Raw genomic sequence first — 13,142 nt, 5'->3', positions numbered from 1 at the left:
GAATAGCCTCGACCATGCCTCAAGCCACCAAGCCCCCCCAGATCGTCATCGTCGGCGCCGGCACCGCCGGGCTGAACCTCGCGACCCGCCTCAGCCGCCGCCTCGGCCATGCCGGCAAGGCCGAGATCACCCTCGTCGACGAGAACCTCTCGCACATGTGGAAGCCGTCGCTGCACGAGTTCGCCGCCGGCACCAAGGGCTTCGACGAGGAGATCAGCCTTCTCGAGCACTCGCACCGCAACGAGTACAACTTCCGCCTCGGCCGGTTCACCGGCATCGACCGCGAGAAGCGGCTGGTGGAGCTGCAGGCGGTGAACGACCCCGCCAACCGCCCGCTCGCGCCGAAGCGCTCGCTGCCCTACGACATCCTCGTGCTGGCGATCGGCAGCCGCTCGAACGACTTCGGCATCCCCGGCGTCGCCGAGAACTGCATGATGCTCGACACGCCCGCGCAGGCCAAGCGCCTGCAGGCCGAGCTGCTGAACCTCTTCCTGCGCTTCCAGACCGGCGCGCTCGGCCCGCAGACCGAGAAGCTGGAACTGACCATCATCGGCGCCGGTGCCACCGGGGTGGAACTCGCCGCCGAGCTGCGCGAGGCCGCCGGGCAGTTCGCCCGCAACGGCATCCACAAGGTGCGCCGCCCCGACGCGGTGAGCATCCGCCTGATCGAGGCCTCCCCGCGCGTCCTCAGCGCCCTGCCCGAGACGATCTCGGCCAAGGTTGCGCGCCACCTGCGCGAGCTGCACATCGACGTGATGACCGGCGCCCGCGTCGCCCGGATCGAGCCCGGCGCGGTGGTCTTCGGCGACGGCACGCAGCTTGCCTCGAACCTGACGGTCTGGGCCGCAGGCGTACGCGCGCCCGAGGTCATCGGCCAGCTCGAGGGGTTCGAGACCGGCAGCCTCGGCCGCCTGAGGGTGCGCCCCACCCTGCAGACGCTTGCCGACGATCACATCTACGCCCTCGGCGACTGCGCCGACTGTCCCTGGCCGGCCAAGGAGACCTCGCTGCCGCCGCGCGCGCAGGTCGCCACGCAGCAGGCCGAGTTCATGGAGCGGCAGATCGTGGCGCAGGTCACCGGCAAGCCGCTGAAGGAGTTCTCCTATGCCGACCACGGCTCGCTGGTGGCGATCAGCAACGAGGGCGCGGTGGGCTCGCTGATGGGCAAGGCGATCGGCACGATCACCATCGAGGGCTGGCTGGCGCGGCGCGCCTACCGCTCGCTGCACTTCCTGCACCGCAAGTCGGTGCTGGGCCCCTGGCGCGCCACGATGAGCGCCCTGCTCGGCGGCGCCTCGAGCCGCATCCGGCCCAAGCTGAAGCTGCACTGAGCACGGCCCCGCGTCATCGAGCGGGCATGAAAAAAGGGCTGTCCCCGCGGGGACAGCCCTTTCCTGTTGGTCCGGTGCGGCGCGCTCAGGCGGCGCGCAGGCCCAGCACCTCGTCCACCTGGCGGGCGGCTGCCACTTCGTCGCCACCGGTCACGGCGGCCACTTCGCGGGTCAGGCGCTCGAGCGCGGCTTCGTAGAGCTGACGCTCGGAATAGCTCTGCTCGCGCTGGTCATCGGCGCGGTGCAGGTCGCGCACCACTTCCGCGATGGCGATCAGGTCGCCGGAATTGATCTTCTGTTCGTATTCCTGGGCACGGCGGGACCACATGGCGCGTTTCACCTTGGCCTTGCCCTTGAGAGTCTTCATCGCCTGGCTCACCACGTCCGGGGAGGACAGCGAGCGCATGCCGATCTCGGTCGCCTTGTGGGTCGGGACCCGCAGCGTCATCTTGTCCTTTTCGAAGGAGATCACGAAAAGCTCCAGCTTGATGCCGGCGATTTCCTGCTCTTCGATCGACATGATCTGACCCACGCCATGGGCCGGGTAGACCACGTAATCATTCGGGCGGAATTCGTTCTTCTTGGTCTTGGTCATCCAACAGCGTCCTTAGCAGCGAAACCTTGAGCACACGCGACAGAAAGACGGACGGGATGCGATGCATTCCGTTCGTCCGTTTTACGCGACGAGCTTAACCCCCGGGGTGCAGACCGACCCGGCCATGTGTGCATGGTTTCAACATGAGTGGCGCAGAACATAGCACAAAATGAACGTCTTTCCTAGGAGCGCCCGGGCCGGAAAGATGTTTTTCTAAACCAATATGTTACGGGGAAAAACACGCCCCCGGGTGCGAGATCCGGCGCGGCGGGCACGAATCGCGCCCCGCGCCGGGTGGTCTCAGTCGCCCTCGCCGGGGGCTTCGGAGAAGTACTTGTTCAGCTTGTCGGCCTCGCCGTCGCGCTCTTCGGCGCCGGGCAGCGGGTCCTTCTTGGTGATGATCACCGGCCAGAGTTCCGCGTACTTGCGGTTGAACTCGACCCATTTCTCCATGTCCGGCTCGGTGTCCGGGCGGATCGCGTCAGCCGGGCATTCCGGCTCGCAGACGCCGCAGTCGATGCATTCGTCGGGATGGATGACCAGCGTGTTCTCGCCCTCGTAGAAACAGTCCACCGGGCAGACTTCCACGCAATCGGTGTATTTGCAGGCGATACAATTCTCGGTGACGACGTAGGTCATTGCTGTCTCTCAAAGGCTGATAAGCGCTTAGCTAGACCAGCAAACGCGATCATTCAAGCGCCCGACCGCGATCAAGATCGAGTTTCCTGCGGTCCCGCTTGGTCGGACGAGAATTGCCTTCCAGCCGCATCACCGGCGGAACGTCGTCCTCGGATCTGGGCTGCGGAGGATCAAGATCCTCGTAGAGCTGCTGCGCCTCGGGCGCCGGGCCGCGGCGCAATCCCAGCGCCACGACCTTGATCACGCGCACCTGGCGCGCCTGGCTGAAGGTCAGCACGTCCCCCGGCCCCACGTTGAAGGCCGGTTTCGAGACGTTCAGACCGTTGACCCGCAGACCCGCCGAGACCGCCTTGGCCGACAGGCCCCGCGTCTTGAAGAAGCGGGCCTGCCAGAGCCACTTGTCGATGCGGATCTTCTGGATCTGCTCAGCCACGCGCGATGCGCCTCAGGACTTGCCCTTGAAGCCCATGAGTGCCGCCGCGAAGGGGTTGTCCGGATCGATCCGGTCCTTCTTCTCGGGACGGGACTCGAAGGTCTTGGGACCTTTCGGAGCGCCCTTGGGGCCACCACCCTTGGGGCCGCCCTTGCCGCGCGGCTTGCCGCCGCCCGCCTTGGGACCACCCTTGCCGCCGCCGCGTGCCTGGCGACCGCCCTCGCGGCCACCTTCGCGCCCGCCGTCACGGCCACCCTCGCGGGCCCCGTCACGCGCGCCGTCGCGGCCGCCCTGGCGTCCGCCGCGTGCGCCGCGGTTGCCGGCCCAGGTGAAGGTGTAGAACACCTCGGTCTCGGGCCCGGCCAGCGCCGCGTCCGGGGCATCGCCCGGCAGCAGGTCGGTGTCATCGGCCTCGGGGATGTTGTCGTCAACCTCCACCGCGTCCGGGGTCTCGGCGATCGGGGCGATGCCCTCGTCGTCGATGCCCTCGGAGCCGGCGACCAGGTCGGCGGCCTCGGGCGCTTCGGCCGGGTCGGCCATCGCGGCGGGGGTCGCCTCTTCTTCCTGCGCGGCGTCGAAGACCGGCTCGTCCTCGCCCGGGATGCCCGAGGGCTCGGAGCTCTCGGTCAGCACCTTGTCGGCCGCGCGCACCTTGCTGCGCTCGCCCTTCTCGGCACGGTAGCCGAGGCCCTGCATCAGGTCCGAGAACTGCTCCAGCGTCATGCCGGTGATCGACAGCATGTCGGCCTTGGCCTCGAAGCCGCCGCGGCTGTCCTCGCTGCGCAGCATGTCGGCGAGACGCTCGAGCATGTCGATGCGGATCGCGCGCTCACCGGCCGGGCGGTAGCCCGACAGGGTGTAATGCGCCATCGGCACCTCGCGGATGTTCGGCACGGTCACCAGGCCCGGCGGCGGCGCCTCGGGGAAGGTGTCGAGATCGTTCGACAGCGACCACAGCACCAGCCGCAGGCGCGTCGGCGCGGGCTTGAGCAGCAGCGGCATGAAGATCGTGTACTGGCCGAAACGCACGCCGTGCTTGCGCAGCGCGCCGCGCGAGTCCTGGTCGAGCTGCTTCACCTCGTCGGCCACCTGGCCGCGCGGGATGATGCCCATCGATTCGATCAGGCGGAAGGCGAAGCCGCGGGCGAGCCCGGTCAGCGCCTCGTCGCGCTGCATGGCGAGCAGGGGCTCGAACAGCGCCGCGACCTTGCGGTCGATGAAATGCTGCAGACGGCGTTCGACCTTCTGCGCCACGTCCGCGCCGGCCTCGTCATCGACGAAGACCGCGATGCGCGGTTTGAGGGGGTCGTCGCCCTTGACCAGCTTGCCCACGGCCTGGTCGCCCCACATGAGGCCACCCTGCTCGGTGAAGTCGATCTCGGTATCGGGCGCGTTGTAGAAGCGATCCGCCCGCAGGTGGAAATGCGGCGCCAGCGCCTGCATCGACGCCGATTTCAGCGTCTTGGCTTCCTGTCCCGTCGCGCCGGCATCCTGCCGGAAGCGGAACCCTTCGAGCCGACCGACGAATTCGCCTTCGACGGTCACTTCTCCGTTCTCGTTCACCTCGGCCAAGAGGGCCTCCTTCTGCTTCAACCGCCGCATCAGCACTGATGTGCGCCGGTCAACAAATCTTTGCGTGAGACGCGCGTGCAGCGCGTCGGACAGGGCATCTTCTACCGCGCGGGTTGCTTCGCGCCAATGGCTTTCGTCATCGACCCAACCGTTGCGTTGCGCCACGTAAGTCCAAGTGCGGATAAATGCCAGACGTTTCGACAACGTATCGATGTCGCCGTCGGTCCGGTCGATCCGCTTGACCTGCCGCGCCATGAAGTCGCGCGGGATTTCTCCGCGCTCGTGCAGGTGCTGGTAGATCACCTGCAGCAGCGCCGCGTGCTCATTATGGCTGATCCCGCGGAAATCGGGAATACGGCAGACGTCCCAAAGCAGTTTGACCGAGGCCGGATCCGACGCCCTTGCGCGGACCTCCGCCTGTGAATTCAGCGATTTCAGCGTCATCAGGTCGTCCGCCTCGCGCGCCCGGACGAGGCTGGGGTCGTCCGGCGCGCGCTCGAGCGAGTCGATCAGCGCCTCGGGCGAGCCGAAGTTCAGCTGCGGATTGCGCCAGTTGAGCTTCCTGAGCGGGGTGAAGCTGTGGCTGGTGATCGCCTCGACCCATTCCTCGGGGATCTGCCCGGCCTCGCCGGTGGTGCCGAAGGAGCCGTCGCGCATCCCCCGCCCCGCGCGGCCGGCGATCTGCGCCAGCTCGTTCGGCTGCAATTCGCGCATCCGCCGCCCGTCGAACTTGGTCAGCGAGGAGAACGCCACGTGATCGACGTCGAGGTTGAGCCCCATGCCGATCGCGTCGGTGGCCACGAGGTAATCCACGTCGCCGTTCTGGTAGAGGTCGACCTGCGCGTTGCGGGTGCGCGGGCTGAGCGCTCCCATGACCACCGCCGCCCCGCCCTTGGTGCGGCGGATCAGCTCGGCGATGGCATAGACGTTGTCGACCGAGAAGCCGACGATGGCGCTGCGCGGCGGCATCCGGGAAATCTTCTTCGAGCCCGAGTAGAAGAGCTGGCTCATCCGGTCGCGGCGCATGAACTCGACGCCCTTGACCAGCTGCGAGATCGGCCCGCGCATGGTGTCCGAGCCGAGGAACAGCGTCTCGTGCAGGCCGCGCATCCTGAGCAGCCGGTCGGTGAAGACATGGCCGCGCTCGGGATCGGCGCAGAGCTGGATCTCGTCGATCGCCACGAAATCGCAGCCCATGCCCTCGGGCATCGCCTCGACGGTGCAGATCCAGTACTGCGCGCGGGGCGGGACGATGCGCTCCTCGCCGGTGACCAGCGCCGCCACCGAGGGGCCGCGCGCCGCCACGACCTTGTCGTAGACCTCGCGCGCGAGCAGGCGCAGCGGCAGGCCGATCATGCCGGTCCTGTGCGCCAGCATCCGTTCGATGGCGTAGTGGGTCTTGCCTGTGTTGGTCGGGCCGAGGACGGCCGCGATCCGTGCGCTTTGGGCCATGGGAGGGGGCCTTGTCTTTCCACTTCCGGTCTTGGTCCCGGGGCGGGGTCAGCCCGCCCGGGCCTTGCGCCGGTGCCTCAGAGCGAAACGCCGTTCACCCGCGTCTCGAGCCGTTCGATCGCCTCGGTGACATCGCTGTCAAAGGGCCGAAGCTCAACTACCCGCGAATAGGCGCGGTAGGCAAGATCAAGATCGCCCAGCTCCTCGTGGATCGCGCCCACGCCCTGCAGCGCGCCGAAATGGTTCGGGTTGAGCGCCAGCGTGTGTTCGAGCGCATCCATCGCCGGGCCGAGCGCGTCGGCGGCGTAATAGGCCAGCGCCAGCGCGCTCCAGCCCTCGGCGAAGTCGGGCGCGTGGTCGGTGAGCGCGGTCAGGTGCTCGATGGCGGTCTGGAAATCGCTCACCTCGAGCGCGTCGCGGCCGCGTTTGAGCAGCAGGTCCATCGCCGGGGAGCCGGATTTCGACCATTCGTTGAAGAGATCCCGCTCCGCCCGGTCGGCGATCTCGGGGCTGGTGGCCCCTGCGAGCTCGGCCAGCAGTTCCTCGGCCCGGTCCGCGTGCGCCGCGACGGGTAGGGAAAACGTGACTAGGGCCAGCGCCGCTGCCGTTCTAGATTTGAATTCGCGCAAGAGGTTGCTCATAGAGGGAAGTGTAACCCACAGCTGGCGCTTTGCCAGCACAGGAATTCGTGAGGAGTGCCGGGCACATGAGCGAAACGGTCAAGGCGGCGGTCGCCGCGCTGAACAAGAAGCTGGACGGCAGGGGATTCGCCGGGGTGGCCAAGTTCGTCATCGAGGGCAAGGGCAGCCTGATCGTCGACGAGAGCGGCGCCCGGGTCGGCGACGATCCGGCCGACGTCACGCTGACCGCCGATACCGAGACCTTCCGCGCCATCATCGAGGGCGAGAAGAACCCCACCACCGCCTTCATGACCGGCAAGCTCAAGGTGGACGGCGACATGGGCGCGGCGATGCGGCTGGCGGGAACGCTGGCCTGATGCTGGACGCCGCCCCCTTCCATGCCGAGCTGGCGGGTGGCCCCGAGGGGGCCCGCGCCTTCTGGATCCGCGCGGCGGACGGGCTGCGGCTGCGCATCGCCCATTACCCCGGCCCCGACGAGGCGGAGGGCACGGTGCTGCTCTTCCCCGGCCGGACCGAATACGTCGAGAAATACGGCCATGTCGCCCGCGACTTCGCGGCGCGCGGCTTTCACGTGCTGACCATCGACTGGCGCGGACAGGGGCTTGCCGACCGGATGCTCGAGGATGCGCGCACCGGTCACGTGCACCTTTTCGCCGACTACCAGCAGGACGTGGCGGCGCTGCTCGACGCGGTGGACATGCTGGACCTGCCGCGCCCGCTGCACCTTCTTGCCCATTCCATGGGCGGCGCGATCGGGCTGCGCGCGCTGACCCGCGGCCTGCCGGTGGCCGCCGCCGGCTTCACCGCGCCGATGTGGGGCATCCGCTTCTTCGGCCCGGTGCGCCCCGCCGCCTGGGCGCTGAGCTGGTCCGGCGCGCGCATGGGCATGGGGCATTTCTACGCCCCCTCGACCGGCCCCGGCAGCTACCTCGCCCGCACCGCCTTCGAGGGCAACGTGCTGACCACCGACCGCGCCAGCTGGGACTACATGCTGCGGCAGGTGACCGAGGTGCCCGAGCTGCAGCTTGGCGGCCCCTCGCTGCGCTGGCTGCACGAGGCGCTGGCCGAATGCCTGTCGCTCTCGCGCCTGCGCGCGCCCGACGTGCCCTGCCTCACGTACCTCGGCAGCAACGAGCGGGTGATCGACCCCACCCGCATCCGCGCGCGCATGGCCAGCTGGCCCGGCGGCAGGCTCGAGATGATCCAGGGCGGCGAGCACGAGGTGCTGATGGAGGACATGGTGACGCGCGGCCGCATCGTCTCGCAGCTCGTCGCGCATTTCCGTTCCGGGGCCGAGGCGGCGGAGGCGCAGGCGCGCGCCTGAACTGGCCGCGCCCGCCGCGCGCCCTATCCTTCCGCCCCATGGCGGATCCGGTCCTCAGCTTCACCGAGCGCGGCATCCACTGCCCCGCGGCGGATGTCTACATCGACCCGTGGCGCCCCGTGCCGCGGGCGCTGATCACCCATGCGCATTCCGACCACGCCCGCCCCGGCCACGGCGCCTACCTCGCCACGCCCCTCACCGCCGCGATGATCCGCCACCGGCTGGGGGTCGAGGTGCAGGAGCTGGGCTTTGGCGAAAGGCTGCGGATCGGCGGCGCCACGGTCAGCTTCCACCCCGCCGGGCACGTGCCGGGCTCGGCGCAGGTGCGGGTGGAGGTCGGCGGCGAGGTCTGGGTGGTCTCGGGCGACTACAAGCTCGAAGCAGACGGGCTGAGCGAGCCCTTCGAGCCGGTGCGCTGCCACGCCTTCATCACCGAGTGCACCTTCGGCCTGCCGGTGTTCCGCTGGCAGCCTCAGGCCGAGGTGGCGGGCGAGATCAACGCCTGGTGGCGCGCCAACCGCGACGCCGGGCGCGCCTCGCTGCTGGGGGCCTACAGCCTCGGCAAGGCGCAGCGGCTCATCTCGATGCTCGACCCGGAGATCGGCCCGATCCTCACCCATGGCGCGGTCGAGGGCAGCAACGCGGTGCTGCGCGCGGCGGGAGCCTTCTCCTGCGCGACCGTGCCGGTGACCCCGGACTTCGACCGCAAGGCGCATCCCGCGCCGATGGTGGTCGCGCCGCCCTCGGCCTTCGGTTCCTCATGGGCGCGGAAATTCGGGCCCGCCGAGACCGGGTTCGCCTCGGGCTGGATGCGTCTGCGCGGCGTGCGGCGGCGGCGCGGGGTGCAGCGCGGCTTCGTCATCTCGGACCACGCCGACTGGCCCGCGCTGCTGCGCGCCATCAAGGAAACCGGCGCAGAAAAGATATATCCCACGCATGGTTACGTCGACATCTTCGCGCAGTACCTGCGCAGCGAGGGCTACGACGCCACCCCGGTGCCCACCGAGTTCGGCGGCGACGAGGACGCGGCCACGCAAAGTGGAGACGCCGCATGAAGGACTTCGCGCGCCTCTTCACCAACCTCGACCAAACCACGAGAACTTCAGAGAAAACCGCCGCTCTGGCCGCGTTCTTCCGAGAGGCACCCGAGGCTGACCGGCTCTGGGCCGTGGCGCTCTTCTCGGGCCGCCGTCCGAAGCGCACGGTGACCACCACGCTGCTGCGCGAATGGGCGGCCGAGCGGGCCGGCATCCCGCTCTGGCTCTTCGAGGAAAGCTATCCCATCGTCGGCGATCTCGCCGAGACCATCGCGCTGATCCTGCCCCCGCCCGGCGCGGCGCAGGACCGCGACCTTGCCGAGTGGATAGACGTGGTGAAGGGGCTGGCAGAGCTGGAGCCCGAGGCGCGCAAGGCGGCGGTGCTGGATGCCTGGGACCAGCTCGACCCGGCCGAGCGGTTCCTGTTCAACAAGCTGATCACCGGCGGCTTCCGCATCGGCATCAGCCGCAAGCTGATGACCCGCGCGCTGGCCGAGGCGACCGGCGTGGACGAGCCCGCTATGGCGCTGCGCCTGATGGGGCAATGGCAGCCCGAGGAGACCAGCTGGGAGCAACTGACCGCCGAGGAGGACGCGCGCGAGGACGAGAGCCGCCCCTACCCCTTCTGCCTCGCCTCGCCGCTCGAGAGCGGGGCGGAGACGCTGGGCGATCCCGCCGACTGGCTGGCGGAGTGGAAATGGGACGGCATCCGCGGCCAGCTGATCCTGCGCGGCGGCGCGCATCACCTCTGGTCGCGCGGCGAGGAGCTGATCACCGACCGGTTCCCGGAATTCGCCCGCACGCCGGATTTCCTGCCGCCGGGCACGGTGCTCGACGGCGAGATCCTCGCGTGGAGGGACGGCGCGCCGCTGCCCTTCGCACAGTTGCAGCCGCGCATCGGCCGCAAGACCGTGCCGAAGAAACTGCTGGCCGAGGCGCCGGTGCGGATGCTGGCCTATGACCTGCTGGAACACGAGGGCGAGGACATCCGCGCCCTGCCCCTGTCCGAGCGCCGCGCCCGGCTCGAGGCGCTGCTCGGCGGCCTGCCCGAGGATGCCGCCGTGACCCCCTCGCCGCTGCTGACGCAGGCCGACTGGACCGCGCTCGCCGAACGCCGCGCCGATGCCCGCGCCCAACGCGCCGAGGGGCTGATGCTCAAGCACCGGGAGTCTGCCTACCTTGGCGGGCGGCGGCGCGGCGAGTGGTGGAAGTGGAAGCTCGACCCGCTCAGCGTCGACGCGGTGATGATCTACGCCCAGCAGGGCCATGGGCGGCGCGCCAACCTCTTCACCGACTTCACCTTCGCCGTGCGCGACGGCAACGGGCTGGTGCCCTTCGCCAAGGCCTATTCCGGCCTCACCGACGCGGAATTCGACGAGATCACCCACTGGGTGCGGCGCAACACCCAGCAGCGCTTCGGCCCGGTGCGGCAGGTGACGCCCAAGCTGGTCTTCGAGATCGCCTTCGAGGGCATACAGGAAAGCCCGCGCCACAAGTCCGGCATCGCGCTGCGTTTCCCGCGCATGGCGCGCTGGCGCCGTGACAAGCCGGTGGACGAGATCGACACGCTGGAGGGGCTGAAATCGCTGCTGCACACCTATGGTTGAGAGCCCTTCGCGCCGCGCCCGCGTCGCGCGTTTTCCCGCCGACTTGCCGTTCCGCGCCCCCTTGACGGGGCCGGGTTCAAAAGAAAGAAACATCCGATCATTATAGGGCTGATTTGTCAGCCTCGACGACCCGCCCGGAACAGGGGCCAAAGGCCTCGGCGACCGAACAGACACCCAACGAAAGACACCCGGTTGGAGACAAGAATGAAGTTCCGCTTCCCCATCGTGATCATCGACGAAGATTTCCGCTCCGAGAACAGCTCGGGCCTCGGCATCCGCGCGCTTGCCGAAGCGATAGAGAGCGAGGGGTTCGAGGTGCTCGGCGTGACCAGCTACGGCGACCTGTCGCAGTTCGCCCAGCAGCAGTCCCGTGCCAGCGCCTTCGTGCTGTCGATCGATGACGAGGAATTCTCGCCCGGGCCCGAGCTCGACCCCGCCGTGCTGAACCTGCGCAACTTCATCGAGGAGCTGCGCTGGAAGAACGAGGACGTGCCGATCTACATCTACGGCGAGACCAAGACCTCGCGGCACCTGCCCAACGACATCCTGCGCGAGCTGCACGGCTTCATCCACATGTTCGAGGATACGCCCGAGTTCGTCGCCAAGCACATCATCCGCGAGGCCAAGGGCTATCTCGAGGGCATCCAGCCGCCGTTCTTCAAGGCGCTGCTCGACTATGCCGAGGACGGCTCCTACTCGTGGCACTGCCCCGGCCACTCGGGCGGCGTCGCGTTCCTCAAGTCGCCGATCGGCCAGATGTACCACCAGTTCTACGGCGAGAACATGCTGCGCGCCGACGTCTGCAACGCGGTCGAGGAACTCGGCCAGCTCCTGGACCACAACGGCGCCATCGGCGAGTCCGAGCGCAACGCCGCGCGCATCTTCAACGCCGATCACTGCTTCTTCGTGACCAATGGCACCTCGACCTCGAACAAGATGGTCTGGCACCACAGCGTGGCGCCGGGTGACGTGGTGCTGGTGGACCGCAACTGCCACAAGTCGATCCTGCACTCGATCATCATGACCGGGGCGATCCCGGTGTTCCTGAAGCCCACGCGCAACAACTGGGGCATCATCGGCCCGATCCAGCGCAGCGAGTTCGAGATCGAGAGCATCAAGGCCAAGATCCGCGCCAACCCGCTGTTGCAGCACGTCGATGCCGACACGGTGAAGCCGCGCATCCTGACGCTGACCCAGTCGACCTATGACGGGGTCCTCTACAACACCGAGGAGATCAAGGGCCTGCTCGACGGCTACGTCGAGAACCTGCACTTCGACGAGGCCTGGCTGCCGCACGCGGCCTTCCACCCGTTCTACGGCTCCTACCACGCCATGGGCCGCAAGCGCGGCCGTACCCGCAAGTCGCTGACCTACGCGACCCAGTCGGTGCACAAGCTGCTGGCCGGCATTTCGCAGGCGAGCCACGTGCTGGTGCAGGACAGCGAGGAGACCAAGCTCGACCGGCACCTGTTCAACGAGGCGTACCTGATGCACACCTCGACGAGCCCGCAGTACAGCATCATCGCCTCCTGCGACGTGGCCGCGGCGATGATGGAGCCGCCGGGCGGCACCGCGCTGGTCGAGGAGAGCATCGTCGAGGCGCTCGACTTCCGCCGCGCCATGCGCAAGGTCGACGAGGAATACGGCGCGGATGACTGGTGGTTCCAGGTCTGGGGCCCCGAGGACTTCGACCACAACAGCGACGGTATGGGCCGGACCCGCGACTGGGTGCTGAAGAAGACCGATGCCGAGGGCGTCGAGACCAGCGGCACCGACAGCTGGCACGGCTTCGGCGACATGGCGCCGGGCTTCAACATGCTCGACCCGATCAAGGCGACGATCATCACCCCCGGCCTCAACCTCGACGGCCGCTTCGAGGAGTGGGGCATCCCCGCCTCGATCGTCACCAAGTACCTCGCCGAGCACGGCGTGGTGGTGGAGAAGACCGGGCTCTACAGCTTCTTCATCATGTTCACCATCGGCATCACCAAGGGCCGCTGGAACACGCTCCTGACCGCGCTGCAGCAGTTCAAGGACGACTACGCGAAGAACCAGCCGATGTGGCGCTCGATGCCCGAGTTCTGCGCCAAGCACCGCCGCTACGAGCGCATGGGGCTCAAGGACCTCTGCCAGCACGTGCACACGCAATACGCCAAGTACGACGTGGCGCGGCTGACCACCGAGATTTACCTCTCGGACCTCACCCCGGCGATGAACCCCGGCGAGGCCTTCTCGCACATCGCGCGCCGCACCACGCAGCGCGTGCCGATCGACAACCTCGAGGGGCGGATCACCACCTCGCTCGTGACCCCCTACCCGCCGGGCATCCCGCTGCTCATCCCGGGCGAGGTGTTCAACAAGCGCATCGTCGACTACCTGCGCTTCAACCGCGAGTTCGCGCGGGCCTGCCCCGGCTTCGAGACCGACATCCACGGGCTCGTGCAGGAGGAGATGCCGGACGGCACGGTGGAGTATTTCGCCGACTGCGTGGCCGAGTGAGACACCGGCGTC

At 68.4% G+C, this 13,142-nt stretch carries 11 protein-coding genes; 6 read left to right on the top strand and 5 right to left on the bottom strand.

The features are described from left to right. Positions 1-14: 14 nt before the first annotated feature. A complete protein-coding gene (locus PVT71_RS10995) occupies positions 15-1,331 on the top strand; it encodes an NAD(P)/FAD-dependent oxidoreductase (RefSeq protein WP_353471828.1) in 1,317 nt (438 codons plus the stop codon). 85 nt (positions 1,332-1,416) lie between these two features. Here the strand turns inward: PVT71_RS10995 and PVT71_RS10990 are convergent, their stop codons facing one another. The 5 genes from PVT71_RS10990 to PVT71_RS10970 form a co-directional block, all read right to left on the bottom strand. Beyond that, a complete protein-coding gene (locus PVT71_RS10990; protein ID WP_353471827.1) occupies positions 1,417-1,926 on the bottom strand; it encodes a CarD family transcriptional regulator in 510 nt (169 codons plus the stop codon). Positions 1,927-2,226: 300 nt separating this feature from the next. Next, positions 2,227-2,565, bottom strand: a complete 339-nt coding sequence (fdxA, locus tag PVT71_RS10985; protein ID WP_353471826.1) for a ferredoxin FdxA — start codon at positions 2,563-2,565, stop codon at positions 2,227-2,229. A 49-nt stretch (positions 2,566-2,614) separates the two neighbouring features. After that, on the bottom strand, positions 2,615-2,998 hold the full coding sequence (locus PVT71_RS10980; protein ID WP_353471825.1) for an RNA-binding S4 domain-containing protein: 384 nt from the start codon (positions 2,996-2,998) through the stop codon (positions 2,615-2,617). A 12-nt stretch (positions 2,999-3,010) separates the two neighbouring features. After that, positions 3,011-6,022, bottom strand: coding sequence for a helicase-related protein (locus tag PVT71_RS10975; protein WP_353471824.1), 3,012 nt, complete (start codon positions 6,020-6,022; stop codon positions 3,011-3,013). Between the two features lie 77 nt (positions 6,023-6,099). Further along, positions 6,100-6,651, bottom strand: a complete 552-nt coding sequence (locus PVT71_RS10970) for a hypothetical protein (protein WP_353471823.1) — start codon at positions 6,649-6,651, stop codon at positions 6,100-6,102. 77 nt (positions 6,652-6,728) lie between these two features. Here PVT71_RS10970 and PVT71_RS10965 point away from each other — a divergent pair, with 77 nt between their 5' ends. The 5 genes from PVT71_RS10965 to PVT71_RS10945 all read left to right on the top strand — a co-directional run bounded on the left by PVT71_RS10965 (position 6,729) and on the right by PVT71_RS10945 (position 13,130). Beyond that, complete coding sequence (locus tag PVT71_RS10965) at positions 6,729-7,019, top strand: SCP2 sterol-binding domain-containing protein (RefSeq protein ID WP_353471822.1); 291 nt, start codon at positions 6,729-6,731, stop codon at positions 7,017-7,019. Further along, positions 7,019-7,987, top strand: a complete 969-nt coding sequence (locus PVT71_RS10960) for an alpha/beta hydrolase (RefSeq protein ID WP_353471821.1) — start codon at positions 7,019-7,021, stop codon at positions 7,985-7,987. Before PVT71_RS10965 ends, PVT71_RS10960 begins: the two co-directional genes overlap by 1 nt. A 38-nt stretch (positions 7,988-8,025) precedes the next feature. Next, positions 8,026-9,042, top strand: coding sequence for a ligase-associated DNA damage response exonuclease (locus PVT71_RS10955; RefSeq protein WP_353471820.1), 1,017 nt, complete (start codon positions 8,026-8,028; stop codon positions 9,040-9,042). Further along, the gene (locus tag PVT71_RS10950; RefSeq protein WP_353471819.1) at positions 9,039-10,631 is read left to right on the top strand and encodes an ATP-dependent DNA ligase; all 1,593 of its coding nucleotides are present in this window, start codon (positions 9,039-9,041) and stop codon (positions 10,629-10,631) included. Before PVT71_RS10955 ends, PVT71_RS10950 begins: the two co-directional genes overlap by 4 nt. A 204-nt stretch (positions 10,632-10,835) precedes the next feature. Further along, entirely contained in the window at positions 10,836-13,130 is a 2,295-nt protein-coding gene (locus PVT71_RS10945) for an arginine/lysine/ornithine decarboxylase (protein WP_353471818.1), read from the top strand. Positions 13,131-13,142: the final 12 nt, after the last annotated feature.

This window comes from Salipiger sp. H15, from assembly GCF_040409955.1.
Lineage (GTDB): Bacteria > Pseudomonadota > Alphaproteobacteria > Rhodobacterales > Rhodobacteraceae > Salipiger.
This window is presented reverse-complemented; position numbering and strand designations above follow the sequence as displayed.

What these genes read in the sequence shown, in the direction of transcription:
- PVT71_RS10945 (WP_353471818.1), top strand. Translation starts at nt 10,836, where the DNA reads ATGAAGTTCCGCTTCCCCATCGTGATCATCGACGAAGATTTCCGCTCC.
- PVT71_RS10955 (WP_353471820.1), top strand. Translation starts at nt 8,026, where the DNA reads ATGGCGGATCCGGTCCTCAGCTTCACCGAGCGCGGCATCCACTGCCCC.
- PVT71_RS10960 (WP_353471821.1), top strand. Translation starts at nt 7,019, where the DNA reads ATGCTGGACGCCGCCCCCTTCCATGCCGAGCTGGCGGGTGGCCCCGAG.
- PVT71_RS10990 (WP_353471827.1), bottom strand. Translation starts at nt 1,926, where the DNA reads ATGACCAAGACCAAGAAGAACGAATTCCGCCCGAATGATTACGTGGTC.
- PVT71_RS10975 (WP_353471824.1), bottom strand. Translation starts at nt 6,022, where the DNA reads ATGGCCCAAAGCGCACGGATCGCGGCCGTCCTCGGCCCGACCAACACA.
- PVT71_RS10995 (WP_353471828.1), top strand. Translation starts at nt 15, where the DNA reads ATGCCTCAAGCCACCAAGCCCCCCCAGATCGTCATCGTCGGCGCCGGC.
- PVT71_RS10950 (WP_353471819.1), top strand. Translation starts at nt 9,039, where the DNA reads ATGAAGGACTTCGCGCGCCTCTTCACCAACCTCGACCAAACCACGAGA.
- fdxA (WP_353471826.1), bottom strand. Translation starts at nt 2,565, where the DNA reads ATGACCTACGTCGTCACCGAGAATTGTATCGCCTGCAAATACACCGAT.
- PVT71_RS10965 (WP_353471822.1), top strand. Translation starts at nt 6,729, where the DNA reads ATGAGCGAAACGGTCAAGGCGGCGGTCGCCGCGCTGAACAAGAAGCTG.